The sequence below is a fragment of the Clavibacter michiganensis genome, assembly GCF_002151125.1.
GTDB classification, from domain to species: Bacteria; Actinomycetota; Actinomycetes; order Actinomycetales; family Microbacteriaceae; genus Clavibacter; species Clavibacter michiganensis_C.
The window spans coordinates 198,161-223,990 of the sequence record NZ_MDJZ01000017.1 but is presented as its reverse complement, the minus strand read 5'-3'; the positions used below and the strand labels follow the sequence as shown (position 1 = coordinate 223,990).

Sequence of the window (25,830 nt, the reverse complement as noted above, 5' to 3'; positions counted from 1 at the left end):
GTGTCCAAGACCCCGGCATCGACGTACTGACGAGCCAGAGGAGAGAGACATGGCACAGAGATCGCTCACACTGCTGCAGGACGAGACGGGCGTGCTCCTGGCCGCCGCCTCGCGAGCGGTGGTCTCGCTCTACCGGCCGCTGCTGCAGCCGCTCAACCTGACGCATCCGCAGTACCTCGTGCTGCTCGCGCTCGACGAGGAGGAGCCGCAGGCGGTCGTCGACCTCGCCGAGAAGCTGCACCTCACCCCGGGCACGCTCTCGCCGCTGCTCAAGCGCCTCGAGGTCTTCGGCTACGTCACGCGCTTCCGCGACACAACGGACGAGCGTCGGCTCTCGGTCGGCCTCACGGACACCGGGCGCGAGATGCTCCCCGTGATCTGGCGGGTCGGCGACCAGGTCCGCCGCGACATCGCGGGCGAGGAGACGGGCGACTCGGCCCTCCGCGACCTCCTGCAGGACGTGCTCGACCGCGCCACCGCGCAGGAGCGGGCCGCCGAGCACGCTGACGAGGCGCCCGACCGCGACTGATCCGCTCCGCGGGCTCGCGCCTACTGCACGCCCGAGGTGAGGCGCGCCAGGTTGTCGAGCACCGTGCTGGTGCGGGTGCGTCGGCTCCACTCGTCGAGCGTCAGCTCGCGGCTGCGCTGCCGGTAGCCGTCCTCGATCCGGCGCATCTCGCGCACGAAGCCGGGGCCGCGCACCATGAGCGACACCTCCATGTTGAGGCTGAACGAGCGCATGTCCATGTTGCTCGACCCGATGACGGCCACGTCGTCGTCGATCGTGAAGTGCTTGCTGTGCAGGATGTACGGGGCCCGGTACATCCAGATCCGCACGCCGGCCTTCAGCAGCTCCTCGTAGTACGAGCGCTGCGCGTGGTAGACCACGGGCTGGTCCCCGATCTCGCTCACGAACAGCTCCACCGACAGCCCGCGCTGCACGGCCGTGGTGATGGCGTACCGCATCGAGTCGTCGGGCACGAAGTACGGCGACGTGATGACGATCCGCTCCTGCGCGTAGTAGAGCAGCGCGTTGAACAGCCGCAGGTTGTTCTCGCCCGGGAACCCGGGGCCGGAGGGCACGACCTGGCAGTCGAGCTCCTCGTCGACGTCGGAGGCGGCGATCTCGATGGGCTCGGTCTCGCGCACGAGCAGCTGGTCGGTCTCCGCGTACCAGTCGGTGATGAAGATCGCGTTGAGGCCGCTCACGATGGGGCCCTCGAGGCGGGTCATGAGGTCCTGCCACTTGAGGCCGCGCTTGCGGTTGACGACCTTGTTGTAGCTGCGGTGCACCATGTTCTGGGATCCCATGAAGCCCACGCGCCCGTCGACCACGAGCACCTTGCGGTGGTTGCGGAGGTCCGGCCGCTGGTAGCGCCCGCGGAGCGGCTGCACGGGGAGCATGAGGTGCCAGTCCGCGCCGATGGCCGTGAGCTTCCGCGTCGTCCGCTTGTAGCCGGGCGCGCGCAGCGAGGCGATGTGGTCGAGCAGCACGCGCACGGTGACGCCGCGTTGCACCGCGCGCTCCAGCGCGTCGAAGAAGGGGGCGCTCGTGACGTCCCACGCGAGGATGTAGAACTCGACGTGCACGTAGCGCGTCGCCTTCTCCACCTCCGCGGTCATCGCGGCGATGGACTCGTCGTAGTGGCTGTAGAGCTTCGCCCGGTTGCCGCCCACGAGCGGCATGGATCCCAGCGTGCGGTTGAGCTCCACGACCGAGTCGAGCCAGCTCGGCCACGAGTGCTCGCGCGTGACGCGCTCGATGCCCTCGGTCGACTCGATGATGAACCGGTTGATCTCCTGCTGCTTCTCGCGGCGCCGCTTCGGCAGCCGGGTCGAGCCGATGAGGAGGAACAGGAAGATGCCGAGGTACGGCAGGAAGAAGATCGCCATCAGCCACGCCATGGCGGTCGACGGCCGGCGGTTGCGGGGGATGACCAGCAGGGCCACCACGCGCACGATGAAGTCGATGACGACCGCGATCCCCGCGAGGACGAGGGTGGTCATCGAGGCTTCCATCAGCCGGAGTCTATCCGGGGCGTCCCGCGGCCGACGGGGCGGGGGGGGCTCGACGGACACGCGCCCGGAGCCCCCGCGGATCAGCGGAAGTTGACGAACTGCAGGTCGAGGTCGACGTCGGCGCCCTTGAGCAGCGCGATGGTCTGCTGCAGGTCGTCGCGGCTCTTGCTCGAGACGCGGAGCTCGTCGCCCTCGACGCGGCTCTTGATGCTCTTCGGGCCCTCGTCGCGGATGATCTTGCCGAGCTTCTTCGCGTTGGCCTGGTCGATGCCCTGCTTGAGGGTGACCTCGATCCGGTACTCCTTGCCGGAGGCGAACGGCTCGCCCTCCTCGAGGCTCTTGAGGCCGATGCCGCGCTTGATCATCTTGGTCTGCAGCACGTCGAGGATCGCCTTCACGCGCTCCTCGCTGGACGCCTTCATGAGGATGGTGTCGCCGCTCCACTCGATGGAGGCGCCCACGTTCTTGAAGTCGTAGCGCTGCTCCACCTCCTTCTGGGTCTGGTGGACGGCGTTGTCCGCCTCCATGCGGTCGACCTTGCTGACGACGTCGAACGAGGAATCTGCCATGCCGACCATGTTAAGGGACGCGCGCCGCGGGGCCCACGGGGGCGGCGGCCGGGCGATTTCGGTTCGCGGGGCGGCGACCGCTATCATCGACGAGCGTCTCCGGTCCGTGATCACACAGGTCGGGTGCGCATGGCGAGTTACCCTAGCGGCCAAAGGGATCTGACTGTAAATCAGACGGCTCAGCCTTCGGGGGTTCGAATCCCTCACTCGCCACCGCACGGAACGGCCCCGCTCGCACGGGGCCGTTCGTCTGCCCCGCCGCATCCGTCGGGGCCCGCCCGCGCCGGCAGAGTCGCCCGCGCGCCCGACGACCTGGATCCACCACCGATGTTCCCCGCCGCCCCCGGCCCACGCACGCGCGCCCTCGGCACGTCCGGCGTCGTCGTCTCGACCCTCGGCCTCGGCACGAGCGGCTTCGGCTGGACCGCCGACCGCGACGAGGCATGGGCGATCCTCGACGCCTACCGCGAGGAGGGCGGCACGTTCGTCGACACCGCGTCCTCCTACTCGCAGTGGGTGCCCGGCCACGCGGGCGGCGAGTCGGAGGCGATCATCGGCGGCTGGCTGGCCGCGCGCGGCTGCCGCGACGACGTCGTGGTCGGCACCAAGGTCGGCAAGAGCCGGGACGCGCCCGGCACGTCGGCCGACTCCATCCGCCGCGGGGTCGACGCGTCGCTCCGCCGCCTCGGGACGGACCGCGTCGACGTGGTGCACGCCCACCTCGACGACACCCGCACCCCGCTCGAGGAGACGGTCGCCGCGCTGTCCGACCTCGTGAAGGAGGGCAAGGCGCGGCTCGTGGGCGTCTCGGGCTTCTCGCCCGACCGGCTGGAGCAGGCGCTGGCGCTGGCCCACGGATCCGGGGCGGTCCCGGTGGGCGTGGTGCAGGAGGAGTACAGCCTGCTGGCGCGCGAGCGCACGGAGGGGCGGCTGCAGGCGGTCGTCCGGCAGGAGGGCGTCGGCCTCGTCGCGCACAGCGTGCTCGCCAAGGGCTTCCTCACGGGCAAGTACCTGCCGGGCGCGCCCGCGGTGCCGTCGGCCCGCGCGCTCGACGCGGAGCAGTACATGTCGCCCGCCGGTCACGCCACCGTGCGGGCCGCGGAGGAGGTCGCGCGGATGCGCGGCGTCACGGTCGCCGAGGTCGCCATCGCGTGGGTGCTCGGGCGGCCCGGGATCGCGAGCGCGCTGGTCGGCGCGCGGACGGCCCGGCAGATCCGGCAGCTGATGCCCGCCGCGCGGCTCGTGCTCGACGACGACGAGGTGTCCCGGCTCGCGTCGGCCGCCGCGCGCGCCACGCGCGAGGCGAGCGCCTGAGCCGCGCGGCGCGTCCCGCCGGCTGACGGTCGACGACGGCCGCGAGGATCCGCCGCGCGCGGCCGCCCGTATCCTGGGGCGACCGCCGCCCGAGCCCCGAGGAGATCCGCCCGTGTCCCGTCCCTGGCCCGAGGGCTCCTACATCGCCGCCCTGCTCGTGATGACCACCGCGACGGGCGCCATCGACGGCGTCAGCTACCTGGCGCTCGACCGCGTCTTCACCGGCAACATGACCGGCAACGTCCTCTTCATCGGCTTCGGGCTGGTGGGCGTCGCCGACATCCCCGTGCTCAACAACATCGTGGCGCTCGTGGCCTTCATGCTGGGCGCCGTGATCGCGTCGCGCATCACCCGGCGCGCGCCCACCGACGTGCACCTGCCGCGCTCCTCCGTCTGGATCCTCGTCACCGGCACCCTGCTCACCCTCGCGCTCGCCGTCGTCTGGCTCGCGGTCGGGACGCTCGACACCGGGATCATGATCGCCATCACGGGCTTCCTCGCGCTGCTGCTGGGCGCGCAGGCGGCCGCCGTCAAGAGCATCGGGCTGCGCGACCTCTCGACCGTGGTCGTCACCATGACGATGGTGAACCTGTCGTCGGACAGCCGCGTCGCGGGCGGGACCGGCGCCGCCTGGGCCCGTCGCATCGGCGCGATCGTCTGCATGGGGCTCGGCGCGCTGGTCGCGGCGCTCATCACGACGCACGTCGGCGGCGCCTGGGCGCTGCTCGCGGCCGGCGGCCTCATGGTGCTCGGCGTCGTCCTGCTCTGGAACGCCCGTCGGATCGAGCGGAAGCGCCTCCGCGAGGCCGCCGCACCGACCTCCGACGAGCGCGCCGCGGCGTCGCCGGCCTGACCCCGGGATCCCGCCCGGCCGCCGCGGCCCCTCTGGCAGGCTGGACGCATGACGACCCCCGGTGACACCGCGCTCCTGACCATCGCCCGCGACATCGCCACCCGCGCCGGGGAGCTCGCGCTCCGCCGCCGCCGCGAGGGCGTCGAGGTCGCCGCCTCGAAGTCGAGCCCCGAGGACATCGTCACGCACACGGACCGCGAGACCGAGGACCTCATCCGCCGTGCCCTGCAGGACGTGCGCCCCGACGACGGCTTCCTCGGCGAGGAGTCCGAGGGCACGTCGGGCACGTCCGGCCTCACCTGGGTCGTCGACCCCATCGACGGCACCGTCAACTTCCTCTACGGCATCCCCGCGTGGGCCGTGAGCATCGCGGTGGTCGAGGGCGAGGCGGATCCGCTCACCTGGACCGCCCGCGCCGGCTGCGTGGTGAACCCGACGCTCGGCGAGGTCTACACGGCGACGGCGGGCGGCGGATCCGCGCTCGACGGCCGTCCGCTCGCCGTCAACGCCGGCGTCCCGCTGTCCCTCGCGCTCGTGGGCACGGGCTTCTCCTACGGCGCCGAGAAGCGGATGCAGCAGGGGCGCGTGATCACCGACCTGCTCGGCGAGGTGCGCGACATCCGCCGCATCGGCGCCGCGTCGCTCGATCTCTGCGACGTGGCGGCGGGCCGGACGGACGCCTACTTCGAGCGCGGGCTGAAGCCGTGGGACCACGCGGCCGGCGCCCTCATCGCGGCCGAGGCCGGCGCGCGCGTGACCGGGATCGACGGCGGACCCGCCTCCGCCGAGCTCCTGATCGCGGCGGATCCGGAGCTCGCGCGCGCCCTCGAGGAGCGGCTGGAGCGCCCGCGCGCATAGCCCCAGAAGGCCCTCCCGCGCATCCCCCGGGTGGCGCGAATCCCTTCCGGCGGTTAGCCTTTACCGATCCGTTACACGACGACCGGGTACGAACCGGTCGTACGCGCACGCCCCGACCGCCGTCGGCCGGCACCGCGCAGCACCTGTCCCTCGCACTAGGAGTCCTCCGATCCTGTCCGTCCTCCACGCCTCGCGTGCCCCCCAGCCCTCCGTCCGGCGGCCCTCGTGCTGACCCCCGACGAGACCGCAGGGGCCGTGTACCCGACGCGACGCGAGCGGCGCGAGGCCGAGCGCCGGGCGGCCGAGGCGGCCCAGGCCGGATCCGCACCCGCGCCCGCGGCCGACGCCCCGCCGGCGACCGAGCCCGCCGTTCCCGCGGACGCCGCGGTCGAGCAGCACGCGGACCCGGTCGCGACGGCGCAGCCCGCGCCCACCGAGCAGCAGGTCGCGACGGCGCAGCCCGCGCCCGCTCCCCGCATCGTCCACGTCGCGGTCGAGGCGCCCGCTGTCCCCACCACGCACCTCCCCGCGGTGGCCGAGCAGGCCGCCGTCGCGGAGGCCGTCACGCTCGCGACCCGCGCCCGTCGCATCCGCGCCGCCCAGGCCGCCGCGCCCGAGTCGCGCCGCTCCTCGTACGTGCCCGCGAAGCGCGCCAGCGTCCCCGCCGCCGCCCCGCACGCCCGGATCCGCGGACGCCGCGTCCCCGCGTCCACGCGCCCCGCCCTCGCCGCCCCGGCGCCCGAGGCCGCCGCCGGCCGCCGTCGCTCGAATGCGTCGCGCGGGCTCACGCTGCTCACCATGGCCTTCGTCGCGACGGTCACCATCGCGACCTCGCTGCCGTCCTCCGCGTTCCTCACCGGCCAGGACATGGCTCAGGCGACCGTGGTCACGGACTCCCCGGCCACCTCCGTCCCCAGCCAGAGCATCGCGCTCTCCGCCGCCCCCGAGGCGCGGGTCGTCGGCGGCACCGACGACGCGTTCACGGCCACGACGCCGCAGCAGATCATGCTGGCCCAGACGTCGAAGGGCGCGGGCGCCTTCACGAACGACATCAACGGCACCATCCAGTGGCCCTTCGCCTCGGGCGTGCCCATCAGCGGCGTCTTCGGCAAGCGCATCGCGCCCTGCTCCAACGGCTGCTCGAGCAACCACCAGGGCGTCGACTTCGCGCCGGGCATGGGCGCGCCGATCCAGGCGATCGCCGACGGCGTCGTCCGCGAGGCCGTGAACAGCGACACCGGCCTCGGCGTGCACCTCGTCATCGACCACGTCATCGACGGGCAGCTCGTCACGAGCGTCTACGGCCACCAGCTGCCGGGGTCCCTGCGCGTCAAGGCGGGCGACCCGGTCAAGGTCGGCCAGCAGATCGGCCAGGTCGGCAACACGGGCGCGTCCACCGGCCCGCACCTCCACCTCGAGATCCGCATGGCGGACGGCACCGCGGTGGATCCCTTCGCCTGGCTCCAGGAGCACGCGAACTAGCCGACCCGCTCCACCGACGACGACGCCCCCCGGCCCGAAGGCCAGGGGGCGTCGTCGCGTCCGGAGGACGGCCGTGCGGTCAGTCGCGGATCAGCCACACGGTCGTGTCCGACGGCACGGCGTCGCCGTCGAGCGGCCGGCTGGCGAGCAGCACGCGCCCCTCGGGCAGCGGCACGGACGCGGCACCGAGGTTCGCGATCACCGTGACGCCCGCGCTCGCGAACGCGATCACGTCGTCGCCCTGGGCGGTGATCCACTCGAGCGTGCCCAGCGCGAGGCCGTGCTCGCGGCGCAGCAGCAGCGCCTCCGTGTAGAGCGAGAGGGTGGAGGAGGGATCCGCCTGCTCGGTGTCGCGCGCGAACCGGTCCCAGTCGTCGGGCTGCGGCAGCCAGCTGGCGTCGCCGTCGCTGAAGCCGTAGGACGGCTTCCCGGCCTCCCACGGGATCGGCACGCGGCAGCCGTCGCGGCCGTAGCGCTCGCCCGCGGTGCGGTGGAAGGTCGGATCCTGGCGCGCCTCGTCCGGCAGCCGGATGTCCTCGGGCAGCCCGAGCTCCTCGCCCTGGTAGACGTACGCGCTGCCGGGCAGCGCGAGCATGAGCGCGCTGGCGGCGCGGGCGCGGCGGAGGCCGAGCTCCTCGTCCACCGTCACGGTCGACCGCGGGCCGACTCCGACGCCCTGCGGGTTCTCGCCCGAGAGCGCGAGACGGCTCGCGTGCCGCACCACGTCGTGGTTCGAGAGCACCCAGGTGCTCGGCGCGCCCACGGAGGAGAAGGTCGCGAGCGACGCGTCGATCGTGCGGCGGAGCGCCGCGGCGTCCCACGGCGTCTCGAGGTAGCTGAAGTTGAAGGCCTGGTGCATCTCGTCGGGGCGGACCCAGTCGGCGAGCTTCGCCAGCGGCTCGACCCACGCCTCGGCCACCATCGCGCGGTCGCCCTCGTAGGAGTCGAAGATCTCGCGCCACTCGCGGTAGATCTCGTGCACGCCCTCCTGCGCGAAGTACGGCGGCGGGGGAGCGGGCTGGTCGTCCACGCCGCCGGCGCCGCCCATGCTGCCCTGGCCCTCGGGCGGCGTGTAGTCGGGGAGGCCGGGCGCCTTGACCATGCCGTGCGCCACGTCGACCCGGAAGCCGTCGACGCCGCGGTCGAGCCAGAAGCGGAGGATCTCGCGGAAGCGCTCGCGCACCCACGGGTTCGTCCAGTCGAGGTCCGGCTGCGAGGAGTCGAACAGGTGCAGGTACCACTGGCCGGGCGTGCCGTCGGGCTCGGTGAGGCGCGACCAGGCCGGCCCGCCGAAGATCGACTCCCAGTTGTTCGGGGGCAGCTCGCCGGCGGCGCCCTTCCCGTCGCGGAGCATGTAGCGCGCGCGCTCCTCGCTGCCGGCGGGGGAGGCGATCGCCTCCTGGAACCAGCGGTGCGCGGAGGAGGTGTGGTTGGGGACGATGTCGACGATCACGCGGAGGCCGAGCTCGTGCGCGCGGCGCTGCATCCGGTCGAAGTCGTCGAGGGTGCCGAACAGCGGATCCACCTGGCAGTAGTCGGCCACGTCGTAGCCGGCGTCGTTCTGCGGCGAGAGGAAGAAGGGGGAGAGCCACACGGCGTCGACCCCGAGCTCGCGGAGCGCGGGCAGGCGCTCGGTGATGCCGGGCAGGTCGCCGATGCCGTCGCCGTCGGAGTCGGCGAACGAGCGCGGGTAGATCTGGTAGATGACGGCGGTGCGCCACCACTCGGATCCGGTGCCGTGCTGCGGGGTGCTGTCGGGATGGGCCGAGGTGTCGTCCCGGGCAGCCGTGGTCGGGGCTGTGGGAGCAGGCGAAGTCATGCATCGAGCCTAGGTGACGGCCCCCGAGCGGTCCCGCGCAGCGCACGGCCGCCCGGGCCCGCGGGCCGCCGGGCCGAGCCCGGATGCGGCAGCGCGCGGAATAGCCGGGCGACGGCGCGCGCTGGGGAAGGGGGCGGCCACCGCCCCATCACCGGACGAAGGAGATCAGCAATGACGGACCCCGCACGCGTGCCCCTCGGATCCAGCGGCCTGGAGGTGTTCCCGCTGTCCTTCGGCGGCAACGTCTTCGGATGGACGGCCGACGAGGCCACCTCGTTCCAGCTCCTCGACGCCTACACGGCGGCCGGCGGGAACTTCGTCGACACCGCCGACGTCTACTCGGCGTGGAAGCCGGGCAACTCCGGCGGCGAGTCCGAGGAGATCATCGGCCGCTGGCTCGCGTCGCGCGGCCGGCCCGACGGCCTCGTCATCGCCACCAAGGTCGGGGCGCACGAGGCCGCGAAGGGCACGTCGCGCGACAGCGTCCGCCGCGGCGTCGAGGCCAGCCTCCGCCGGCTCGGCGTCGACGCGATCGACCTCTACTACGCCCACGTCGACGACCGGGACACCCCGATCGAGGAGACCGTGACGGCGCTCGCCGAGCTCGTCGCCGAGGGCAAGGTCCGCGCGATCGGCGCGTCCAACTTCACGGCCGAGCGCCTGCAGGCGGCGCTCGACGTCTCCGCGCGGGAGGGGATCGCCCGCTTCGAGGTCCTCCAGAACCGCTACAACCTCGTCGCCCGCGACGACTACGAGGGGGAGCTCGCCGACCTGCTCGTCCGCGAGGGCATCGGATCCGCCCCGTACTCGAGCCTCGCCAGCGGGTTCCTCACCGGCAAGTACCGCGGCTCCGAGGTCGACAGCCCCCGCGCCGGCACGGCCTCGAAGTACTACGACGACCACGGCCGTGCCCTCCTCGAGGTGCTCGACCGGGTCGCCGAGGCCCACGGCGTCTCCGTCACGACGGTCTCGCTCGCGTGGCTCCGGGCCCAGCCCTCGGTCACCGCGCCCATCGCGAGCGCGCGCGACCTCACGCAGCTGCCGGACCTCCTCGCCTCGGTGGAGCTCGAGCTGACGGCCGGCGAGCTCCGGGACCTGTCCGCGGTCTGATCCTCCGCTCGCCCGTCGGCCGTGCCCCGGTCCGGGGCCGTCACGCGTCTCGCGGGCGGTCCCGGACCTGCTATCGTCGTATGGTTCCAGCGCGTCTCCGACGCGCCCGGGCACGCCCCCATAGCTCATTGGTAGAGCACTTCCTTGGTAAGGAAGAGGTAGTGAGTTCAATCCTCACTGGGGGCTCGATACCTCAGTCGGCCGCGGTCGACGACGAGGGTCATGGCGGGGTAGCTCAGGTGGTTAGAGCACACGGCTCATAATCGTGGTGTCGCGGGTTCAAGTCCCGCTCCCGCTACGGAAGCGCGGGTCCTCACACGGATCCGTCCTCCTCGATAGGCCCCGGACACCTCTCGCCAGGTTCCGGGGCCTTTCCTCTGCCCGCGTGTCCTCCCGCGGCGCCCGGCCTTCCGGCGTCCCCGGCCACGGCGTAGCCTCCGGGCATGACCCATCACGAATCCCCCGACCACCCCGACCACGCCACGGGCGCCGAGCACGACGACGTGCTCTACAAGACCCAGGGCAACCCCGTCCCCGACGCGCACGACGAGGAGCGCCGCGAGGCAGCCGCCGGCGGCGACTACACCGCGAGCGAGTCCGAGGAGGAGAAGGAGGCCCGCGAGGGCGACGCCTGATCCGCATCCCGCGCCCCGAGCGCACGAGGGCCGCCGCGACGCGTTCGCGGCGGCCCTCGTGCGTCCCGTGCGGCTCGGCCCGACGGGTCGCGACCGGCCGTCCCGGCACCCGCCGAGGAGCTCGATCGAGGCGACACGCCGGGCCGACGCGGACGCGGGATCACGCTCGCCTGCCCGGATCCGCATGACGACGCGGAAGGCGCCGCGACACGCCGAAACACTAGATGTAGTGGAATGACAGGTCTGTAGTTCGGGTTATATAGTGGAGAACCTCACCGCCCCACCGGGTGGCCGAGCACACCGGATCCTCGCGAAGACGCGGATCCGGAGGCCATCGGGGCGAGAGCCACGAGACCTGAGGAGCCGCACCGGCGGTTCCCGACCAGACACAACGGGAGGCACCCATGGACTACGACAACAACGACACCGTCGGCGGTTACGCGATCCCCGTCGACCCCATGGAGCTCCTGCAGTGCGACTCCTGCCAGTAGGCAGCTGACGCCGCAGCGGCAGCATCGCGGACCCGGGCCCCGGTCCCCACGAGGAGTGGGGGCCGGGGCTCTCGCATGCCCGGCGGTCGCCCGTCCGCCCGGGCGCGCGGACGGCCGCCGCGTAGGATCGTCCGGTGCCAGTGAATCCAGAGCTCCAGGGCCGCGTGCTCCCCGCCGCCGCCCCGTACCTGGTGGGACGCGAGAAGGTGCGCGAGTTCGCCCGCGCCGTCGGCGCCACCCACCCCGTCCACCTCGACCCCCAGGCCGCGCGTGCCGCGGGCCACGCCGACGTGGTCGCGCCGAGCACCTTCCCCGTGGTCGTGCAGGAGGCGACGCTCGCGCAGCTGCTCGCGGAGCCCGACGCCGGCATCGACTTCAGCCGCGTGGTCCACGGCGAGCAGGCCTTCACGTACTCGCGGCCCGTGGTCGCGGGCGACGAGCTCACCGCGACGCTGACCGTCACGAAGGTGGCGACCCTCGGCGGCAACGCGATGGTGACCGCCGAGTCCGCGATGGTCGACGGATCCGGCGCCCACGTCGTCACGGCCGTCTCCACCCTCGTGGTCCGCGGGGACGACGCGTGAGCGCCGCGGCCGGCGCCGTGCCCGTCCTCGCCGACCTCGCCGTGGGCGACGTCGTCGCCGAGCGGTCCCTGCACCTCACGCGCGACTCCCTCGTCCGCTACGCGGGCGCGTCGGGCGACTTCAACCCCATCCACTACCGCGACGACGTGGCCGCGTCGGTCGGGCTGCCCGGCGTCCTCGCGCACGGCATGCTCACGATGGGTCAGGCCGTGCAGCCCGTGGCCGACTGGGCGGGCGATCCGTCGCGCATCGTCTCCTACGGCGTGCGCTTCACGCGCCCCGTGGTGGTGGATCCCGCCGACGGTCAGGCCCTGACGGTCGTCGCCAAGGTGGGCGCCATCGACGCCGAGGCCGGGACCGTCCGCATCGACATCGCCGTCTCGGTCGAGGGCAAGACGGTGCTGGGCCGCGCGCAGGCGCAGGTCCGGCTGGCGTAGGGCCCCCGTGACGATCGAGACGCACCGCGACGCGCCGCTCGCCGAGCTCACCACGCTGCGCGTGGGCGGGCCGGCGGAGGAGCTCGTGACCGTGAGCGAGCGCGACGAGCTCGTCGACACCCTCCTCGGCCTCTGGGCCGTGGGCGAGGACTGGATGGTCCTCGGCGGCGGATCCAACTCCCTCATCTCCGACGAGGGCGTCGCCGGCACGGTCATCCGCATCGCGACCCGCGGCGTGGAGGTCGGCGAGGAGCGGGCCGACGGCACCGTCCTCGTGCGCGTGCAGGCGGGCGAGCCGTGGGACGCGCTCGTGGCCCGCACGGTGGCCGACGGCCTCGCGGGCCTCGAGGCGCTGTCCGGGATCCCCGGATCCACCGGCGCCTCCCCCGTGCAGAACATCGGCGCGTACGGCCAGGAGGTCGCGGACGTGCTCGAGGGCGTCGACTTCCTGGACTACGAGACGGGCGAGGTCGAGCGGCTGGGCGCCGCGGACCTCGGCCTCGGCTACCGCACGTCGTCGCTCAAGCGCGGCCGGGTCGGCGTGGTGCTCTCGGTGGACTTCGCGCTCACCCGCGGCGAGGGCCCCGACGCGCTCGGCCTGCCCGTCGCGTACCCGCAGCTCGCCGGCGCGCTGGGCGTGGAGCTCGGCGACCGCGTTCCCGTGGCGCGCGTGCGCGAGACCGTGCTGGCGCTCCGCGCGTCCAAGGGCATGGTGCTCGACGACGCGGATCCCGACACCTGGAGCGCCGGGTCCTTCTTCACGAACCCCATCGTCAGCGCCGCCTTCGCGCGCACGCTGCCGGCCGACGCCCCGCGCTGGCCGCAGGAGGACCCGCCCCAGGACCTCGTCGTGCCGCTCGGCGACGCGTGGGAGGTCGCCGACGCGATCGAGCGCGAGGCCGCCGCGCGCCGCCGCCGCGAGCCCGCGGGCGTCAAGCTCAGCGCCGCGTGGCTCATCGAGCGCTCGGGTGTGCGTCGCGGGTTCCGGCTGCCGGGATCCGGTGCGGCCGTCTCCTCGAAGCACACGCTCGCCCTCACCAACCGCGGCACCGCGACCGCGGAGGACGTCGCCGCCCTCGCGCGCTACGTGCAGGGCCGCGTGATGAGCGAGCACGGCGTGATCCTGCAGCCCGAGCCCGTGCTGGTCGGCCTGTCTCTCTAGGGGCGGGCCGACCCGCTCGGTCCGGGCGGCGGATCAGGCCAGCAGGTCGCGGATCCGGCGCACGCCCTCGAGCAGCGCGTCGTCGCCGAGCGCGTAGCTGAAGCGCAGGAAGCCGCTCGGGCCGAACGCCTCGCCGGGCACCGCGGCGACCTCCGCCTTCTCCAGCAGCACGTCGGCCACCTCGAGCGAGGTGGTGGGCGTGACGCCGTCGATGTCGCGGCCGAAGAGGCCCGTGACGTCGGGGTAGACGTAGAACGCGCCCTGCGGGGTGGGCGTGACGAAGCCGGGGATGGCGTCGAGCTCGGCGACGATGGTGCGGCGTCGGCGGTCGAAGGCCTCGCGCATCCGGTCGACGGTGTCGCGCGGGCCGCGGAGCGCCGCGACGGCCGCGCGCTGCGAGACGTTCGAGACGTTCGACGACAGGTGCGACTGCAGGTTGCCGGCGGCCTTGATGGCGTCGGCGGGTCCCACCATCCATCCGACGCGCCAGCCGGTCATGGCGTAGGTCTTGGCGACGCCGTTGACGAGGATCGTGCGGTCGGCCAACGCCGGCACGACGTCGACGATGCTCGCGGCCTCGGCGCCGTCGTAGACGAGGTCCTGGTAGATCTCGTCGCTGATGACCCAGAGGCCCTTCGACTCGGCCCACTCGCCGATCTCCCGGGTCTGCTCCCGCGAGTAGACGGCGCCCGTGGGGTTCGACGGCGAGACGAAGAGGAGCACCTTGGTGCGCGGGGTCCACGCGGCCTCGAGCTGCTCGACGGTGACGAGGTAGCCCTGGTCGGCGCCCGCGAAGACGTCGACGGGCACGCCGCCCGCGAGTCGGATGGCCTCGGGGTAGGTGGTCCAGTAGGGCGTGGGCACGAGGACCTCGTCGCCCTGGTCGAGCAGCGTCTGGAACGCCTGGTAGACGGCCTGCTTGCCGCCGTTGGTGACGATGATCCGGTCGATGCCGACGTCGAGGCCCGACGACGCACGGGTCTTCTCGGCGATGGCCTCGCGGAGGTCGGGGAGGCCGGCGGCGGCGGTGTAGCGGTGGTTGCGGGGATCCCGCGCCGCCTCCACCGCGGCCTCGACCACGTAGTCGGGCGTCGGGAAGTCGGGCTCGCCCGCGGCGAAGCTGATGACGGGGCGTCCGGCGGCCTGCAGGGCCTTGGCCTTGCCGTCGACCTTGAGGGTCGCGGACTCGGCGATGGATCCGATGCGGGTGGAGACGCGGCTGAGGGGGACGGTGCTCTGCGGTTCGGCCATGCTGACGAGCATAGGGATGCGGGCCGGGCGCCACGCGGGGCCGCCGGGTCGCTTCGGCGGCCGGCCCGACCGGGTGCCCGCGGATGCTGGTACACTCGTCCGGGTCGGTATCTCCGCCATGCTCTTCCGCGCCTTCTTCCCACCGTGCTCGCACGGTCGAGGAGCGCAGGGGCAGGCGGGTGTCGACGCAGAGGGTGGTGGCTCAATTGGTAGAGCAGCGGTCTCCAAAACCGCAGGTTGCAGGTTCGAGTCCTGTCCGCCCTGCTAGATGGAACGGGTCCCCGGGCGCGTGACATCGCGGCTCGCCCGAACTCCGGGCGCAGCCGAGCAATGCAGGAAGGGACCCACGCGTGGCGCGGAAGATCGTCGACGAGCCGAGCGAGGAGATCGTCGCGCAGGCTCGCGAGCAGCGGGACGCGCGACGCAACCCCTTCGCCCGGCTGGTGCTCTTCATCAAGCAGGTCGTGCAGGAGCTCAAGAAGGTGGTCACCCCCACCCGCAAGGAGCTGCTGACGTTCACGGGAGTGGTGCTGGCCTTCGTCATCGTCATGATGGTGATCGTCTCGCTCCTCGACCAGCTGTTCGGGTACCTCGCCATCGTGGTGTTCGGCAACGGCGCCTAGCACCAGGGCCTCCACGCGGAGGCGGCACGGGCCGGAGGGCGGGCGGCGCAGAGGATCCACGGATCCGGGCGCCGCGGAGCACGAGCGGCCGGAGCGCGGCGGATCCCCGCAGGAGCGCGGCCCGGTGCCCGAGAGCAGCACGGCACGACGAACGGCAATGCACGACGAAGAACGAGGGAAGTAGATCCATTGGCTGAGAGCAAGCGCGACGACGTCGACCTCGCCCCCGCGGCGGAGCAGTCCTCCGAGGTGGACGAGGTCCAGGAGGGCCACGCCATCGAGTCCTCCGAGGAGAGCTCGGACGCGGCGGAGCACACCGCCCTGCACGTCGAGGGCGACACCGTCGAGACCGACCTGACGGCGGCGCTCGACGCGATGGAGTCCGTCGAGGACCCCGAGGCCGACGCGGTCGTCGAGGACGCGCTCGACGTCGACTCGCCCGACGAGGCCGAGGCCGCCGTCGAGGCGACCGACGACGAGGCGGAGGAGGAGGCGGCCGAGGAGGCCCTCGAGCCCGCCGACGTCACGCCCGCCACGGCCGACGACATCGCCGAGGCCGAGGCCGACCTGGTGCCCGACGCCGACGCGTCCGAGGACGCCGCCGACGTCGACCCCTACGAGGACTTCCGCAAGGAGCTCCGCTCCAAGCCGGGCAAGTGGTACGTCATCCACTCCTACGCGGGCTTCGAGCGCCGCGTGAAGAGCAACATCGAGAACCGCATGGTGTCGCTCAACATGGAGGACGACATCTACCAGATCGAGGTCCCGATGGAGGACGTCGTCGAGATCAAGAACGGCCAGCGCAAGATGGTCAACCGCGTGCGCATCCCGGGCTACGTGCTCGTGCGCATGAGCCTCAACGAGGACAGCTGGTCGGTCGTCCGCCACACCCCCGGCGTCACGGGCTTCGTCGGCAACGCCCACAACCCCACGCCCCTCCGCTTCGAGGAGGCCTTCTCCATGCTGAAGAGCCTCGTCGAGATCAAGGAGGTGGCGCAGGTCAAGGGCCAGCCCACCAAGGGCGGCCAGGCGCAGCGCGTCATCGCCGCCGAGGTCGACTTCGAGATCGGCGAGACCATCACGATCAAGGAGGGCTCGTTCGCGGGCCTCCCCGGCTCCATCAGCGAGATCAAGCCCGAGAGCGGCAAGCTCACGGTGCTCGTCTCCCTGTTCGAGCGCGAGACCCCGGTCGAGCTCAGCTTCGACCAGGTCACCAAGCTCTAGGCGGTCGGGCCGCGCGGCCCGCTCGATCTAGCAATCAAGAAGAAGGAAGAGAAATGGCACCGAAGAAGAAGGTCACGGGTCTGATCAAGCTGCAGATCAAGGCCGGCGCCGCCAACCCCGCACCGCCCATCGGGCCGGCGCTGGGACAGCACGGCGTCAACATCATGGAGTTCTGCAAGGCGTACAACGCCCAGACCGAGTCGCAGCGCGGCAACGTCATCCCCGTCGAGATCACCGTCTACGAGGACCGGACGTTCACGTTCATCCTGAAGACGCCCCCGGCAGCGGAGCTCATCAAGAAGGCCGCCGGAGTCGCCAAGGGCTCGGGCACGCCGCACACGGTCAAGGTCGCGAAGCTCACGATGGACCAGGTCCGCGAGATCGCCGAGCAGAAGCAGGCCGACCTCAACGCCAACGACATCGACGCCGCGGCGAAGATCATCGCCGGCACCGCCCGCTCCATGGGCATCACGGTCGAGGCCTAGCCTCCACCACCCAAGTGGATCCCGTCCGGGATCCGCTCCAGCATCACGCGGGAGAGCCGGCCAGGCTCACATCAACCGCACTCTCGAATCAGGAGACACGAATGGCGAAGTCAAAGGCCTACCGGGCCGCAGCCGAGAAGATCGACCTCACCAAGGCGTACACCGCCTCGGAGGCCGTCGAGCTCGCGCGCGAGACCGGTTCCAGCAAGTTCGACAGCACCGTCGAGGTCGCGCTCAAGCTCGGCGTCGACCCCCGCAAGGCAGACCAGATGGTCCGCGGCACCGTCATCCTTCCTCACGGTACCGGCAAGACCGCTCGCGTCATCGTCTTCGCGACGGGCCCCGCGGCCGAGGCGGCCATCGCCGCCGGAGCCGACGAGGTCGGCGGCGATGAGCTCATCGAGAAGGTGGCGGGCGGCTACACGTCGTTCGACTCCGCCGTCTCGACGCCCGAGCTCATGGGCAAGGTCGGTCGTCTCGGCAAGGTGCTCGGCCCGCGTGGCCTCATGCCCAACCCGAAGACCGGCACGGTCACCCCGGACGTCGCGCGCGCGGTGTCCGACATCAAGGGCGGCAAGATCGAGTTCCGCGTCGACAAGCACGCGAACGTCCACTTCGTGGTCGGCAAGGCGAGCTTCTCGCCCGAGCAGCTCTCGGAGAACGTCGGCGCCGCGCTCGAGGAGATCGTCCGCCTCAAGCCGTCCTCCTCGAAGGGCCGCTACGTGCAGAAGGCCACGGTCTCCACGACCTTCGGCCCCGGCATCCCGGTGGACGTCAACTCCATCTAGCCCCACCGCGCGGAAGCGCACGCACGACCAGCAGCACAGGAAGGGCCCGCCTCGGCGGGCCCTTCCTTCGTTCCCGCGGGTCTCGGCTGCCTAGGCTCTCCAGGGTGAGCATCCCGGATCCCGCCGTCGCCCCCTCCGCCCCGTCCCTCCGCGTCGCCGCGCCCGCGGACACGGACGACGTGGCCGCGCTCGCGGCCCGCACCTTCGCGCTCGCGTGCCCGCCGACCACGACGGCCGAGGCGATCGCGGAGCACATCCGGACCGTGCTCTCGCCCGCGCGATTCCGGGCGCACCTCGCGGATCCCGCGCGCCGGGTGGTGGTCGCCGAGGTCGACGGGCAGACGGTCGGGTACACGATGGTCGTCGCGGCGCCGCCGGCCGATCCCGACGTGGCAGGCGCCCTGCGGCTGCGGCCGGAGATCGAGCTGAGCAAGGTGTACGTCGAGGCGGGATCCCACGGCGTGGGGGTCGCGCGGCCGCTCATGGCGGAGACGCTGCGGATCGCGCGCGAGCTCGCCGGCGAGAGCGGACGGGATGCGGGGGCCGGGATCTGGCTCGGCGTCAACGAGCACAACGCGCGCGCCATCCGCTTCTACGAGCGCAGCGGCTTCCGCATCGTCGGGACGCGGTCGTTCCGGCTATCGGACGCGGTGGAGACGGATCACGTGATGGAGCGCGCGCTCGTCGCGACGGCCTGACGCGCGGGGCGGTCCCGGATCGGCTGCGCGCCACGTCGAGCGCGCCCGCGACCGTCGCCGCGGTCAGCCCCGCGCCACGTTGAGCACGACCTTGCCGCGCGCGTGGCCGCTCTCCATGTGGCGGTGCGCCTCGGCCGCGTCCTCCAGGTCGAAGACCTCGTCGACGTAGACCTTGATGTCGCCCGACTCCAGCAGGCGCGAGATCACCGCGAGGGTCTGGCCGTCGGGTGCGACCTCGTAGTGCGTCGCGCGCACGCCGGCCGCGCGGGCGTCCTGCACGAGGGTCGGCCAGCCCCGCACGGGCGCACTCACCAGCAGGCCGCCGCGGCGGAGGACCTGGAGGGATCGGGTGCCGGTGTCGTCCGTGCAGTTGCCGACCAGGTCGATCACGACGTCGACGTCGGCGAGCACGTCCTCGAAGCGGACCTGCGTCCGGTCGATGACCTCGTCCGCCCCGAGCTCCGCCAGCCAGTCGACGTTGCGGGGCGAGCCCGTGGCGACGACGCGGGCGCCGAAGTGGCGGGCGAACTGCACCGCGAAGTGGCCGACGCCGCCCGCGCCCGCGTGGATCAGGACGACCTGGCCCTCGTGCGCCTTGCCGATGTCGACGACCATGCCCCACGCGGTGAGGGCGCTCACGGGCGTCGCGGCGGCCTCGACGTGCGAGAGGCGCGCGGGCTTGCGGGCGAGGCTCACGCTCGGGACGGCGATGTAGGGGGCGTAGCTGCCGGGCATCCGCGGCACCATGGCGAGGCCGAACACCTCGTCGCCCGGATGCAGCGCGTGGTCCTCGTAGGGAGACTCGACCACGACGCCGCTGAAGTCGCGGCCGAGGACCGCGGGCAGGCTGCCGAGCGTCGGGCCGCCGGGCTCGCCCGCGCGGAGCCGGAGGTCGATGGGGTTGACGCCCGCGGCGACGACCTTGACGAGCACCTCGGAGTCGAGGCGGTGCGGCACCGGGACGTCGGCGAGGTGCAGCACGTCGGGTCCGCCCGTCTCCGTCACGACGACCGCGCGCATGGTCTCGCCGTGGGGTGCGAGGGCGACCGCGGCGGCCGCCCGGTCCCGCTCGGCCTCGGCGGCGACGCCGGCTCTCGACTGGACGACCTGGCTCATCGTGCGACCCCTCCTCGGAACGCGGCGACATGGTGGATCCCACTGGCCCCCGCTCGTCCAGTGAAGTCGCCGAGTGAGTCGGGCGTGTTTCCGCGGTGTTCCCCGGGCGAGAAGAATGCGCGGGAGCGGTCGCGGTGTCGGGCGGGTGGCAGCCGGATCAGGCCAGGCCGCGGGCTCCCGCCGGTGCGTTGGCCATCCGCACGATGAGGGCGATGAGGTCGTTCGCGCGCGCCACGAGCGCGGCGATCTCGGCCTCGTCCCGGTCGATCCACTTCCACTTCGGGATGTCGTGCACGGGCACGAAGTCCACGTGCTGCTCCCAGACGATGAGCGAGCGCTCGGCGCCGAGGACGTACTGCTGCCACCAGATCTGGCGCAGGTAGTTGCGCGGGATGCTGCGCCACGGCTTCGCGGTGGTCTTGATCTCGGCGAGCTCGAGCCGGCCGTCGGCGCGGAGGCCCACGCCGTCGGGGGTGGCGAGGTGGCGCCGCTGGCCCGGCGCGTGGAAGAGGTGCGCGCTCGGCACGATGCCGTGCTCCGCCTCGACCCAGCGGGCGATCTCCGGCTCGCGTTCCCGTCCGTGGTCGGTGTAGCGGTTGCCGCCGAAGCCGGATCCGTAGAGCTTCTCGAGCGCGACGGCCTGCAGCGACGCGTCGGTCGCGAGGCGCGCGACGTCGGTCGCGGTGATGCCGAAGCTGCGGGCGCGGAGCCAGGCGACCCGATCCGACGAGTGGGCGACGATGCGCGTCAGGTGCGGCGGGGGAGGGGGCGGCGCGGGGGCGGCGGGGGCGAGGTCGTCCTCCCAGGGGAAGGCCAGCATCTCGTCCGTCACGGGCTCCAGGGTACGCGCCGGATCCGACCCGGACGGCCCCGACGCGGGCGGATCGTGCCGCGATCCGGACCGGTTGTCAACAGGTGATGCGCATCTGCCCAGGGCACGGAGGATCGTGCTAGAAAGACGTCGTCCCACCCACCCAGAGGAAGGAACGGCAATGTCACTGCTCATGGAGACGGCGGCCCCGGCACCGTCGCGCACCACCGCACCCGAGGTCGCGCCCGCGGCCGGAGGCCACGAGACGTCCGACGCGCTGCTGGCGGAGGCCTTCGGCTTCACCATCACGCACCGCGGCGCGGAGGAGGAGCTCGTGATGGGCGACGTCACGCTGTGCTGCAGCACGACGTGCTCGTCGAGCGGCAGCGGCCACCAGCAGCCTCGCTGATCGCCCGCGCATGGATTCGTCGACCACGTACTCGGTGAGTCCCCGCTACGCCGCCGGGGAGGTGGAGGACACCCTCCACCTCCTCGGGGGTCGTGAGCTGGTCTCCCTGCAGCTGCCCTCGGGCGACGCCGTCTCCGCGGTGTCGCGTCTCCTCTCCCGTCCCTTCACGCGCGCCGACGTCGACCGCGCGTTCGCCGCCCACGCCCCGGCGGTGGCCCGCCTGGTCGACGAGCTCGTGCTGCGCGACGTCGTGGTCGGGGCGCCGGCCGGCTCCGCGGCATCCGTGCCCGACGAGCTCGCGCACGTCCTCGACGAGGCGCGGCGCAACGGCGGCGACCGCACCGGGCTCGGGCCCGTGCGCGATCCGGCCTCGCCCGCCCAGGTGGCGCTCGTGGGCGACATGATCCCCTCGCTGCTCACGGGCCTCGCGGAGGCCCTCCCCTCGGCCGAGCTCGGCGACGAGGCCGACGCCGACCTGGTCATCGCGGCCGGATCCCGGTCGGTCCTCCGCGACGTCGGGGCGCGCATGCACGCCGCCGGTCGCGCGTGGCTCCCGGTGCACCCGTTCGACGGCCGGTTCCAGCTCGTCGGGCCGGTGATCGTCCCGGGCGAGGGGCCGTGCCTGGAGTGCGTCGCGCTGCGCTGGGCGTCGACCACGCCGTTCGCGGCGGACCACGCCGCGGCGGCCGACGCGGTCGCCGTCGTGCCGCGCGACCCGAGCCTGGACGCCATCACGGCGGGGTTCGCCGCGCGCTACGCCGCCCGGTGGATCCACGCGCACGACTGGCTCGTCGCCAGCACCGTGCTCGTCATCGAGCCCAAGGTCATGGAGGCGGAGGCGCACGCCGTCTTCCGGGTCGCGCGCTGCGGCACGTGCGGTCCCCGTCCCTACGCGGGCATCGTCTCGCCGTGGCGGGCATGAGCCGCGGCGGCGCGGGCGTCGTCAGCCCGTACACCGGCCTCGTCGAGCACGCGCATCCCATGGCCTTCACGCCCGACGCCATCCCGGACGCGCTGTACTCGGGCCGGTCCGCCGACACGGAGTTCCTCACCGGCACGCCGTCCGAGCGCTTCAGCATGGGGCCCGGCGGATCCCGGCTGGAGGCCCGCCGGTCCTGCATCGGCGAGGCGGTCGAGCGCATGTCGCTCGCGGGCGCGCCCGGCGGATTGTGCGCGCCGCTCGGCGCCGACGCCCGCCAGGTGGGGCCGGACGCCTTCCAGCGCTTCCACCCCGCGCAGCGGGAGGATCCGTCCTTCCACTACGAGCGCGCCGAGCAGGGCGACCTCCTCACCTGGATGCCGGCGCGCTCCCTGCACGGCGGCGCGACCGTGCACGTGCCCGCGCAGCTCGTGGTGTTCGACGACCCGCACCGGGCCGACGGGCACCGCGAGCCGCACGTGGAGCCGGCGACGTCGTCCGGGGTCGCGGCGGGGCCGCACTTCGGGTTCGCGGCCGGCCGCGCCGTGCTCGAGCTCGTGGAGCGCGACGCGTTCCAGCGGATGTGGCTGCGCGGATCCACGCCCCCGGCCTTCGACTGGCGCGGCAGCCCCCGGCTGACCGCCGCCACGCTGCGCGAGCTCGAGCGCCTCGAGGAGCTGTGCGGCCGGTTCGGCGCGTCGTTCACGGTGCGCGTGCTGGACGCGGCCGCCGACGTGCCCGTGCTGCTGGCCGTCATGCGCAGCGACCGGATCGGGGTCGCGGTGGGCTGCGCGGCCGACTTCCGGCTCGACCGGGCCGTGCTCAACGCGGTCCGCGAGGCGCTGCACACGCACAACTGGTGCCTGCGGCTGCTGGCGGAGCCGACGATCGACCCGGCGGACGTGGTCGAGTTCGAGGACCACATCCGGCTGCACTGCCGCCCATCGGCACGCGGTCTCACCGCCGCGCTCGACGCGTCGGACGAGCGGGTCGCAGCCGTCGGCGGCCCGGCCAGCTGGGCCGCGGTGGTGACCGGGCTCGATCGCGAGGGCATCGAGGTGCTGCTCACGGAGATCACGGCCCCCGAGGTGCGCGCCGCCGGCTTCCACGTGGTGCGGGCGCTCAGCCCCGACCTCGTGGCGCTCGACGTGGTCCACGCGGCCCGGTTCCTCGGGCACCCGCGCCTCTACCGGCGGTGGCGCGACGGGCCCGCCCTCGACGGGCCGGCCGACCTCGTCCCCGTCCCGCACCCGTTCCCGTGACCGCCCGCGCCCGCGTCCCCGCCGGCGTCGTCCGGCCCACCGCCCGCAGCACCAGGAGGATCCCATGAGCACCATCGAGACCGACGCCGCACCCGACCGGGTGGCGGCCCCGACGGATCCGTCCGCCCCGGCGCATCCCGGTGGCGCCGCGTCCGCCCGGTCCCTCGGGAGCGTGGGGCCGATCTTCAGCGTCGGAGGCGCCGTCGACCGGCAGGCGGGCGACCCCGCGGAGGACTTCCACGAGGCGTCGAAGATCACGCGGATCACCCACCCCGGCTGGACCGACGTCCGGTACGCGCACCAGATGGCACAGGAGGCCCAGGGCGTCGCGGACGCCGGCCCGGGCGGTGCCACCTCCGCGCCGCGGCTGCTCCCCGCGCTCCCGCTGCCGCGTGCGCTCCCGCTCCGGCACGAGCTGGGCGCGACGCTGGCGGCGCGCCGGTCGGCGGATCCGCGCACGCTCGGGCGTCCGGTCGATCTCGCGGACCTCGCCACGGTGCTGCGGCTGGCGTACGGCCCGCGGGGCGGCGGCACGCCGGGTCGGTTCGTCCCGTCGGGCGGCGGGCTGTACCCGCTCGACCTGCACGTGGTCGCGCGGTCGGTCGTGGGGCTCGAGCCGGGGATCCACCAGCTCGACCCCCTGGAGGAGACGCTCGTCGACGTCTCCGGGCTCGACCGCGACGGGCGGCTCGCGCGCTTCCGCCGGGCAGCGCCCTCGCTCATGGCGCCCATCCCGGAGACCGCCGCGGTGACCGTCGTCATCACGGGCAGCTTCGAGCGCTCCCGCTGCAAGTACGGGCTGCGCGGCTACCGGCTCACCCTGCTCGAGGCCGGGCACGTGGGGCAGAACGCGCTCCTGGTCGCGACGGCGCTCGGGCTGCCGGTCCTCGGCTGGGTCGGCTTCGTGGACCACGAGCTCGACGCGGTGCTCGGACTCGACGGCGTGACGCAGTCGTCCCTGTACGCGATCTCCTTCGGCGGCGCCGAGCCGGGCGCGCGGCGCCTGGCGCGGGAGGAGGCGTCGCATGACTGACGCGGTGGAGCTCGACGGGATCACGCGCACCTTCGGTCGGACGCGCGCGCTCGACGGCGCGTCCTTCTCGCTCGCACCGGGGCTCGTGCACGCCCTGCTCGGGCCGAACGGATCCGGCAAGACGACGGCGATCGACGTCCTGACCGCCACCCGGCGCCCGGACGCGGGCCGGGCGCGCGTGCTCGGCCACGACGTGCGGCGCGGCGGGCCCACGGCGGCGCTGGTCGCCGTGATGCCGCAGGCGCTCGCGTTCCCCGAGTACCTCACGGTGCGCGAGGTGCTGGCGCTCGCCCTCGTGCCGCACGCCGGCGCGCTCACGCCGGCCGCGGCGATCGACCGCTTCGACCTCGACCGCCTCGCGGCGCGCCAGACCGGCGGGCTGAGCGGAGGCGAGCGCCGACGCGTCGCCCTCGCCTGCGTCGTGGGCGCGGGCACGCCCGTCGTGGTGCTCGACGAGCCCTCCGCGGCGCTCGACATCCCGGGTCGGGCCGCCGTGCGCGACGCCATCGCCGCGGTCCGCGACTCCGGGCGCACCGTGCTCCTCGCGTCGCACGACATGGAGGAGGTGGCGGCGCTCGCCGACACCGTCGTCTGCCTCGACCACGGTCGCGTCGTCGGGCACTGGACCGCCGCCGACTTCCGCGGGCTGACCGGCGTGCGGCGGGTCGGCTTCGACGCGACCGCCGCCGAGGCGCGGCGCCTGCGGTCATGCGGCGCGGTGCCCGAGGCGGGGGAGGAGCCCCGCGGCCTCGAGCGGATCCGGTGGGTCATCGACACCGACCGCTCGGACGTCGTCGCCGGGCTCGTGCTCGCCGCCGTGCCGCAGCCGGCCATCACGGTCGTCGAGCCGGGACTCGGCGAGATCGTGGAGCGCGTGCTGGCGGGCGGCGCGGAGGCGATCCCCGGGGAACCGTCGCGCGCCGCGGATGCCGTGGGCGCTGGCGGTCCCGTGGGCGCTGGCGGTCCCGTGGGCGCCGAGGGTCCCGTGGGCGCCGAGGGTCCCGTGGGGTGCCCCCGATGACCGCCGCGCCGACGACGACCCCGACCCGCCCCACCGCGCGCCGCCGGCTGGCGATCTACCGCGCCCACGTCGTGAGCGAGCTCGCGCAGAACGCGCGCATGCCCGCCTTCGTGCTGCCGCTCCTCGCGTACCCCGTGCTCATCTACGCGGTCGTCGGCCTGCCGCAGGGCGGTCCGCCGAGCGCGAGGCTCAGCGTGCTGCTCGGCTACGTGCTCTTCTCGGTGCTCGGCACGGTGACGTTCCAGTTCGGGGTCGGCGTCGCGTCGGCCCGGGAATCGCCGTGGGAGCGCTGGCTGTTCACGGCCCCGGTGCCCGCGTGGATCCGGCTCGCGGCCAAGCTCACGGTCGCGTGCGTCTTCGGGGTGGCGTTCGTGATCCCGGTGGTCGCCGTCGGGGTCCTCGCGGGCGGCGTCCGGGTGGACGCGCCGACGCTCGGCGCCGTCGCGCTCGCCGTCGTGGCCGGCGCCGTCCCGATGGCGCTGCTGGGGCTCGCGATGGGCTACTGGTTCCCCGCCCGCGGCGCGCTCGGCCTCGCCAACCTCGTGTACCTGCCACTGTCCTTCGCGGGCGGCCTGTTCACGGGCGGCGACACGAGCGGCACCCCGTGGGAGTCCCTCACTGTGCTGCTGCCGACGGGCGCATGGAGCACGCTGACGAGCGCCGCGGCCCGGCACGACACGGCCGCGACGGGGATCCCGCTGCTCCTCCTCGCGGCCTGGGCGCTGCTCCTCGGCGGCATCACCCTCGCGGGCTACCAGCGCACGCAGTCGGCGAACTTTCGCTGACGCCCACCCGTGAGCGGGCGCGGCCCGGTGTGTAGCGTGGATCCCGCGCGCCGTCACCGGGCCGCGCCACCG

27 protein-coding genes and 4 tRNA genes are annotated in these 25,830 nt (G+C 73.6%); 25 read left to right on the top strand and 6 right to left on the bottom strand.

The genetic code is table 11. From position 1 onward, the window contains the following. Positions 1–49: 49 nt before the first annotated feature. Positions 50–529, top strand: coding sequence for a MarR family winged helix-turn-helix transcriptional regulator (locus tag BFL37_RS12975; RefSeq protein ID WP_086515513.1), 480 nt, complete (start codon positions 50–52; stop codon positions 527–529). 20 nt (positions 530–549) lie between these two features. Here BFL37_RS12975 and cls read toward each other — a convergent pair whose 3' ends face one another. Together cls and BFL37_RS12965 are read right to left on the bottom strand one after the other, a co-directional pair. Further along, the gene (gene cls, locus BFL37_RS12970; protein WP_086515512.1) at positions 550–2,019 is read right to left on the bottom strand and encodes a cardiolipin synthase; all 1,470 of its coding nucleotides are present in this window, start codon (positions 2,017–2,019) and stop codon (positions 550–552) included. Positions 2,020–2,099: 80 nt separating this feature from the next. Beyond that, positions 2,100–2,588 (bottom strand): YajQ family cyclic di-GMP-binding protein, encoded by a 489-nt coding sequence (locus BFL37_RS12965; protein ID WP_086515728.1) that lies wholly within the window; start codon positions 2,586–2,588, stop codon positions 2,100–2,102. Between the two features lie 131 nt (positions 2,589–2,719). On the opposite strand from BFL37_RS12965, the gene BFL37_RS12960 reads away from it, so the two are divergent. The 5 genes from BFL37_RS12960 (at position 2,720) to BFL37_RS12940 (ending at position 7,095) form a co-directional block, all read left to right on the top strand. After that, a tRNA-Tyr gene (locus BFL37_RS12960) sits at positions 2,720–2,801 on the top strand. 114 nt (positions 2,802–2,915) lie between these two features. Beyond that, positions 2,916–3,902 carry an aldo/keto reductase gene (locus BFL37_RS12955; RefSeq protein ID WP_086515511.1) on the top strand — a complete coding sequence of 329 codons (987 nt, stop codon included), beginning with the start codon at positions 2,916–2,918 and terminating at the stop codon, positions 3,900–3,902. Between the two features lie 112 nt (positions 3,903–4,014). Further along, positions 4,015–4,755 carry a YoaK family protein gene (locus BFL37_RS12950; protein WP_086515510.1) on the top strand — a complete coding sequence of 247 codons (741 nt, stop codon included), beginning with the start codon at positions 4,015–4,017 and terminating at the stop codon, positions 4,753–4,755. A 48-nt stretch (positions 4,756–4,803) separates the two neighbouring features. Then, positions 4,804–5,613, top strand: a complete 810-nt coding sequence (locus tag BFL37_RS12945; protein WP_086515509.1) for an inositol monophosphatase family protein — start codon at positions 4,804–4,806, stop codon at positions 5,611–5,613. A gap of 225 nt (positions 5,614–5,838) precedes the next feature. After that, positions 5,839–7,095, top strand: coding sequence for a M23 family metallopeptidase (locus BFL37_RS12940; RefSeq protein ID WP_086515508.1), 1,257 nt, complete (start codon positions 5,839–5,841; stop codon positions 7,093–7,095). A gap of 79 nt (positions 7,096–7,174) precedes the next feature. On the opposite strand, the gene BFL37_RS12935 is transcribed toward BFL37_RS12940, so the two are convergent. Beyond that, positions 7,175–8,914: a glycoside hydrolase family 13 protein gene (locus tag BFL37_RS12935; protein ID WP_086515507.1), complete on the bottom strand. Its 1,740-nt coding sequence runs from the start codon at positions 8,912–8,914 to the stop codon at positions 7,175–7,177. Between the two features lie 171 nt (positions 8,915–9,085). Between BFL37_RS12935 and BFL37_RS12930 the strand changes: the two genes are divergently transcribed. The 7 genes from BFL37_RS12930 (at position 9,086) to BFL37_RS12895 (ending at position 13,333) form a co-directional block, all read left to right on the top strand. Continuing rightward, positions 9,086–10,024 (top strand): aldo/keto reductase, encoded by a 939-nt coding sequence (locus tag BFL37_RS12930; RefSeq protein ID WP_086515506.1) that lies wholly within the window; start codon positions 9,086–9,088, stop codon positions 10,022–10,024. 114 nt (positions 10,025–10,138) lie between these two features. Next, positions 10,139–10,210, top strand: a tRNA-Thr gene (locus BFL37_RS12925). 38 nt (positions 10,211–10,248) lie between these two features. Continuing rightward, positions 10,249–10,322, top strand: a tRNA-Met gene (locus BFL37_RS12920). A 145-nt stretch (positions 10,323–10,467) separates the two neighbouring features. Next, positions 10,468–10,659 (top strand): hypothetical protein, encoded by a 192-nt coding sequence (locus BFL37_RS12915; protein WP_086515505.1) that lies wholly within the window; start codon positions 10,468–10,470, stop codon positions 10,657–10,659. A gap of 625 nt (positions 10,660–11,284) precedes the next feature. After that, a complete protein-coding gene (locus tag BFL37_RS12905) occupies positions 11,285–11,734 on the top strand; it encodes an FAS1-like dehydratase domain-containing protein (protein WP_086515504.1) in 450 nt (149 codons plus the stop codon). Then, positions 11,731–12,171 (top strand): MaoC/PaaZ C-terminal domain-containing protein, encoded by a 441-nt coding sequence (locus BFL37_RS12900; RefSeq protein ID WP_086515503.1) that lies wholly within the window; start codon positions 11,731–11,733, stop codon positions 12,169–12,171. Before BFL37_RS12905 ends, BFL37_RS12900 begins: the two co-directional genes overlap by 4 nt. 7 nt (positions 12,172–12,178) lie before the next feature. Then, positions 12,179–13,333, top strand: a complete 1,155-nt coding sequence (locus tag BFL37_RS12895) for a UDP-N-acetylmuramate dehydrogenase (protein WP_086515502.1) — start codon at positions 12,179–12,181, stop codon at positions 13,331–13,333. A 33-nt stretch (positions 13,334–13,366) separates the two neighbouring features. On the opposite strand, the gene BFL37_RS12890 is transcribed toward BFL37_RS12895, so the two are convergent. Further along, the gene (locus BFL37_RS12890) at positions 13,367–14,596 is read right to left on the bottom strand and encodes a pyridoxal phosphate-dependent aminotransferase (RefSeq protein WP_086515501.1); all 1,230 of its coding nucleotides are present in this window, start codon (positions 14,594–14,596) and stop codon (positions 13,367–13,369) included. A gap of 179 nt (positions 14,597–14,775) precedes the next feature. Between BFL37_RS12890 and BFL37_RS12885 the strand changes: the two genes are divergently transcribed. The 6 genes from BFL37_RS12885 to BFL37_RS12860 all read left to right on the top strand — a co-directional run bounded on the left by BFL37_RS12885 (position 14,776) and on the right by BFL37_RS12860 (position 18,402). Beyond that, a tRNA-Trp gene (locus BFL37_RS12885) sits at positions 14,776–14,848 on the top strand. Between the two features lie 86 nt (positions 14,849–14,934). Continuing rightward, positions 14,935–15,207, top strand: coding sequence for a preprotein translocase subunit SecE (gene secE / locus BFL37_RS12880; RefSeq protein WP_012039478.1), 273 nt, complete (start codon positions 14,935–14,937; stop codon positions 15,205–15,207). Positions 15,208–15,396: 189 nt separating this feature from the next. Further along, complete coding sequence (nusG, locus tag BFL37_RS12875) at positions 15,397–16,431, top strand: transcription termination/antitermination protein NusG (protein WP_086515500.1); 1,035 nt, start codon at positions 15,397–15,399, stop codon at positions 16,429–16,431. Positions 16,432–16,484: 53 nt separating this feature from the next. Continuing rightward, a complete protein-coding gene (gene rplK / locus BFL37_RS12870; protein WP_012299878.1) occupies positions 16,485–16,916 on the top strand; it encodes a 50S ribosomal protein L11 in 432 nt (143 codons plus the stop codon). A gap of 101 nt (positions 16,917–17,017) precedes the next feature. Then, entirely contained in the window at positions 17,018–17,704 is a 687-nt protein-coding gene (gene rplA, locus BFL37_RS12865) for a 50S ribosomal protein L1 (RefSeq protein WP_012299879.1), read from the top strand. A gap of 104 nt (positions 17,705–17,808) precedes the next feature. Beyond that, positions 17,809–18,402: a GNAT family N-acetyltransferase gene (locus BFL37_RS12860; protein ID WP_086515499.1), complete on the top strand. Its 594-nt coding sequence runs from the start codon at positions 17,809–17,811 to the stop codon at positions 18,400–18,402. 63 nt (positions 18,403–18,465) lie between these two features. Here the strand turns inward: BFL37_RS12860 and BFL37_RS12855 are convergent, their stop codons facing one another. After that, entirely contained in the window at positions 18,466–19,422 is a 957-nt protein-coding gene (locus tag BFL37_RS12855) for an NADP-dependent oxidoreductase (RefSeq protein ID WP_086515727.1), read from the bottom strand. Between the two features lie 253 nt (positions 19,423–19,675). Next, positions 19,676–20,338 carry a YqaJ viral recombinase family protein gene (locus BFL37_RS12850; RefSeq protein WP_086515726.1) on the bottom strand — a complete coding sequence of 221 codons (663 nt, stop codon included), beginning with the start codon at positions 20,336–20,338 and terminating at the stop codon, positions 19,676–19,678. A 172-nt stretch (positions 20,339–20,510) separates the two neighbouring features. Between BFL37_RS12850 and BFL37_RS12845 the strand changes: the two genes are divergently transcribed. The 6 genes from BFL37_RS12845 to BFL37_RS12820 all read left to right on the top strand — a co-directional run bounded on the left by BFL37_RS12845 (position 20,511) and on the right by BFL37_RS12820 (position 25,758). Then, the gene (locus tag BFL37_RS12845; RefSeq protein ID WP_086515498.1) at positions 20,511–20,738 is read left to right on the top strand and encodes a hypothetical protein; all 228 of its coding nucleotides are present in this window, start codon (positions 20,511–20,513) and stop codon (positions 20,736–20,738) included. 10 nt (positions 20,739–20,748) lie between these two features. After that, the gene (locus BFL37_RS12840) at positions 20,749–21,660 is read left to right on the top strand and encodes a TOMM precursor leader peptide-binding protein (protein WP_086515497.1); all 912 of its coding nucleotides are present in this window, start codon (positions 20,749–20,751) and stop codon (positions 21,658–21,660) included. Further along, positions 21,657–22,919, top strand: a complete 1,263-nt coding sequence (locus BFL37_RS12835) for a YcaO-like family protein (protein ID WP_086515725.1) — start codon at positions 21,657–21,659, stop codon at positions 22,917–22,919. The genes BFL37_RS12840 and BFL37_RS12835 overlap by 4 nt, the downstream gene beginning before the upstream one ends. Positions 22,920–22,983: 64 nt before the next feature. Continuing rightward, positions 22,984–23,952: a SagB/ThcOx family dehydrogenase gene (locus BFL37_RS12830; RefSeq protein WP_086515496.1), complete on the top strand. Its 969-nt coding sequence runs from the start codon at positions 22,984–22,986 to the stop codon at positions 23,950–23,952. Then, positions 23,945–24,973 carry an ABC transporter ATP-binding protein gene (locus tag BFL37_RS12825; protein WP_241534077.1) on the top strand — a complete coding sequence of 343 codons (1,029 nt, stop codon included), beginning with the start codon at positions 23,945–23,947 and terminating at the stop codon, positions 24,971–24,973. The genes BFL37_RS12830 and BFL37_RS12825 overlap by 8 nt, the downstream gene beginning before the upstream one ends. After that, positions 24,970–25,758, top strand: a complete 789-nt coding sequence (locus tag BFL37_RS12820) for an ABC transporter permease (protein WP_086515724.1) — start codon at positions 24,970–24,972, stop codon at positions 25,756–25,758. The genes BFL37_RS12825 and BFL37_RS12820 overlap by 4 nt, the downstream gene beginning before the upstream one ends. The last annotated feature ends 72 nt before the right edge of the window (positions 25,759–25,830 follow it).